The sequence below is a fragment of the Streptomyces alkaliterrae genome (assembly GCF_007097205.2).
Taxonomy (GTDB): Bacteria; Actinomycetota; Actinomycetes; order Streptomycetales; family Streptomycetaceae; genus Streptomyces; species Streptomyces alkaliterrae.
Genome location: NZ_VJYK02000419.1, coordinates 1 through 3,759, shown reverse-complemented (window position 1 = coordinate 3,759; position 3,759 = coordinate 1). Strand labels below are relative to the sequence as shown.

The window sequence follows — 3,759 nt, the reverse complement described above, 5'->3', positions numbered from 1 at the left end:
AGGGTGTTGAACTTGTAGTTGATCTCCGCCTGGGCGGCGGTGCCGACCTCGTCGAGTTCCGCGCGGTTCTTGAACGGCAGGCTGGTCTCCTGGATGACAAAGCCGTAGAGGTAGCTGTCGATCAGCGAGAAGGCGTGTACGGCCTCGGGGACGGAGAAGCCGGCGGCGCGGAGTGTGCCGAGGACGGCGTTGTGGTGGCGGAGTGTCGCGGGTCCGGGGTGGGGGCGGGAGTCCAGTAGGCCTACCGCCCAGGGGTGGTTCAGGAGCACGGCGCGGGCGGAGGTCGTGCGGTGGCGCATGGCGGTTCGCCAGTCGAGGTCGGGGGAAGGGAGGTCGATCTCGGCGAAGACGGCGTCGACCATGCCGTTGAGGATGTCGTCGCGGCCGGCGACGTGGTGGTAGAGCGACATCGCCTCGACGCCGAGTCGCCCGGCGACCGCGCGCATGGTCAGCGCCGCCGTGCCCTTCTCGTCGGCGACCGCCATCGCGGCACGGATCACTCGGTCGCGGCTGAGCGGGGCTCGGGCCGCCGTGCGGCCGCGGCGCGGCTTCTGCTCCCCCATGTCGGTTCTCCTCTCCGGGTATCCCTGCGGTTGACCGCCTTACCGTGTAAGGCTACCTTTCCTTACAACGTAAGGTCGACGAACGACGGAGTGGGAGAAGGCAATGAGGAAGGTCTGTGTGGTCGGGGCCTCGGGGAAGCTGGGGCGGTACATGGTCCGGCACGCCCTGGAACGCGGCTACGAGGTGGTCGGCGTGTGCCGGGAGGTCAGCGTGCCGAAGCTGGCCGAGTTCGAGGGGCGGATGACGATCGTCCCCGGGGCGACGGACGATCCGGAGGTCATCCGTCGCGCGGTCGCCGACTGCGACGGCGTGCTGACCGTACTGGTCCCGTGGGGCGTGCGGCAGTACTCGTCGGGCACGGCGCAGGCGGTACTCGACCACGCCCGGCCCGACGCCCGGCTGGTGTTCTCCTGCGGGTGGCACATCACAAGGGACGGGCAGGACAGGTACTCGCGGATGTTCCGGTTGGGCGTCAGGGCCGCCACCTGGGTGGGCAAGCTCGTGAGGTACGTCGAGATCGACGACCAGGTGGAGGCGTGCCGTCGGGTCTTCGACAGCGACACCCGGTGGACGGTCGTGCGCGGCAGTTCACTGGAGGAGGGCCCCAGCCAGGGGCTTCCGCTGTGGAGCCGGCACGTCGGCGACCCGGTGCTGGCCAGCGACCTGACCCGGCGGGTGGACTTCGCGCTGTTCATGGTGGAGGCGCTGACGGACGACTCACTCGTGCGGGAGGCGCCGGCGATCGTCGGCCGGCTCAGCGCGAGCGCGCTCGCCCACGGGCACAAGGTGTGACGGCGACGGCGGTCGACTCGGCCGGTCGGCACTGCGGTCGACTCAGTCGGTCGGCACTGCGGTCATCGCGAGGGCGAGGCCGTTGCGGGAGGTGAAGACCGGGCGGAGGCGGGTGGGGCCGTGGGTGGGGTGGTCAAGCGTGACGGCCGGGTAGCGGTCGGTGCGACGGCGGTCCGGGATGTCGCCGGCGATGCGGCCGAGGGGGACGGCGCCACCGCCGGGTCCCGGGCGGTAGCGCAGCTCCCACACGGTGTCGCGGGCGGCCGTGCGGTGTTCGAGAGCGGTCGCGTAGTCGAGGGAGAACTCGATGCGGGACGGGCCGTCGGCCGAACGCACCGGGATCTCCCATTCCGGGCCTGGGCCGCAGACCACGATCCGGGGGTCCGGGGCCGGGTCCGTCGCGGGAAGCAGCCGGGCGACGACCGTGACGGCGTGCTCGCCCGCGATGACCTGTTCGACCTCGGCGTGCGCCGGGCGCAGCCAGGTGCGCAGGGCGAGGTGGCCGTCGGCCGTGGTGTACGGCACCCAGTGGGCGACGCGGCCGCTGTCAGTGGCGAGCGGCAGCGTCACCAGCGCGGCGGAGTCGAGCAGGGTGACGGCCACCGGGCGGGCGAAGTCCGCGCGGGTGGAGGTCGGTTGGATGCGCGGCTCCAGGCGGCAGTCCCAACGCCCCTCGGCCAGTGCGTGGTCGGCGCGGGAGAGGAGTACGCCGTCCGGACCGTGGTCGGTGATCGGCAGCCGGATCGCGTGGTCGCCGCCGCCGCGCCGTCGGAACACCAGCTCGCCGGCGCGGAGTTCGTCGGCGGTGACCGCGGACGGGTCGAGCACGACGCGCAGCGAGCCGTCCTCGGTCACCGCGCAGCGCGCGGGCAGCGGGCGGGCCCGCGGGTCGACACGCCGGGCACCGGTCCGGCGGCGGGACGCGACGGCGGCGAGGACGCGCCCGGCCCCCTCCCCCAGCGCGAACACGGCGCCGGAGAGGGCGCCGAGCGCGGCGCCCGGCGGCCTGCGGCGGGAGGAGGCGTGGGGTGACCGGCCTCCGGTCAGCTCGGCGAGGAGACCGGTCCAGCGCTGGGCGATGTCGGCCGGGTCGTAGCGGCGGCCGGTGGCCAGGGCGGCCTCGCCGAGGTGTCGTCGTTCCTCCGGGTCGTCGACGAGCCGCAGCAGCGCGTCGGCGTACGCGTCGCTGCCGCCTTCCAGCGGCACCAGCAGCCCGTCGACGCCGGGCGTGACGATCTCGGCGGGGCCGAACGGGCAGTCCGTGGAGACGACGGGCACCCCGCAGCGCATCGCCTCCACCAGCGTCATCCCGAAGGACTCGCCGTCGGAGGACACGGCCGCGACGGCCGCCTTGGCCCACTCGGTCTCGATGGGTGCGTGCGCGCCCATCAGCCGGACGCGGTCGCCCAGGCCGAGTGCGTCGATGCGGCGGCGGAGGCGGCCCTCGGTGCGCCCGCTGCCGTAGATGCGCAGGTCCCATTCCGGGCGCACGGCGGCGACCTTGGCGAACGCCTCGATCAGCCGGTCGTAGCGCTTGATGGGGATGAGGCGACCGACGGCCACCACGGTCCGGGAGTCCGCCCGCACCCGGGGGTGCGGGGGCTGGAGCGGGTCGACGAGCGGCGCGGGCACGGCGTTGGGCAGGCCGACGACCTCGGCGCCGCCGTACGCCGGTAGGGCCGCCCGCCACTGCCGGGCGTCCGCCTCCGAGACGGTGACGTAGGCGTCGAGGCGGGCGACGGCGGCCAGCATCTCCTCGCGCAGGTCGGGGTTGTGCGAGTCGAGCGTGCGGTGCTCCCAGCCGACGCGCAACTGGTCGGGGCGCCCGTACTCGGCGAGGTAGCCGACGAGCAGCGGGCGGGTCGCGACGACGGCGTCGGCGCGGCAGCGCCGCAGGTAGGCGGCGACGCGGCGGTCCGCCAGCCGGCTCGGCGGCACGGCGCTGCCGGCGGGACCCGGGTCGTGGAACATGGTGGACGGCCGGAGCCCGCTGGGGTGGGCGTACCGCCACGCCCGGTGCCGGGCTTCGATCAGCGGCGTCAGCCGCACCCGGGAGTCGAGCGGGAAGCGCGGACTGTCGGCCCGCCGGAAGACGCTGACGACCTCCACCTCGTGGTGCTCGCTCAGCGCGGAGGCGAGGTTGGCGACGGCCCGGACGGTCCCGCCGATGCCGTACATGTTGTAGACCAGAAAAGCGATCTTCACCTGCGGCCTCCAGGGCGCGGTGCTCACGACGAACGGACACCACCAGCCCGAAGGCAGGGCGCGCGTACGCTCCCGACACAGAACGGGCGGATCTCCCATCATGCGTGCGCCCGGCCCGCACCGCCGCCCCGCCACGCGGCGGGGCGCCCCACGCGGCCCGGACAGGCCCTCACACGGCCGGCGGGGGCGGGTCGGGGA

3 protein-coding genes are annotated in these 3,759 nt (G+C 74.2%); 1 reads left to right on the top strand and 2 read right to left on the bottom strand.

Annotated elements, in window-relative coordinates:
• Window positions 1-563 (bottom strand): TetR/AcrR family transcriptional regulator (locus FNX44_RS24875; protein WP_173019280.1); only part of this gene is annotated, 563 nt, incomplete at its 3' end.
• 103 nt (window positions 564-666) lie between these two features.
• On the opposite strand from FNX44_RS24875, the gene FNX44_RS24870 reads away from it, so the two are divergent.
• A complete protein-coding gene (locus FNX44_RS24870; RefSeq protein WP_143651239.1) occupies window positions 667-1,356 on the top strand; it encodes an NAD(P)-dependent oxidoreductase in 690 nt (229 codons plus the stop codon).
• Window positions 1,357-1,398: 42 nt separating this feature from the next.
• Here FNX44_RS24870 and FNX44_RS24865 read toward each other — a convergent pair whose 3' ends face one another.
• A complete protein-coding gene (locus tag FNX44_RS24865) occupies window positions 1,399-3,561 on the bottom strand; it encodes a glycosyltransferase family 4 protein (RefSeq protein WP_143651238.1) in 2,163 nt (720 codons plus the stop codon).
• Window positions 3,562-3,759: the final 198 nt, after the last annotated feature.

Coding starts and splice junctions, on each gene's coding strand:
- FNX44_RS24870 (WP_143651239.1), top strand. CDS start 667: ATGAGGAAGGTCTGTGTGGTCGGGGCCTCGGGGAAGCTGGGGCGGTAC.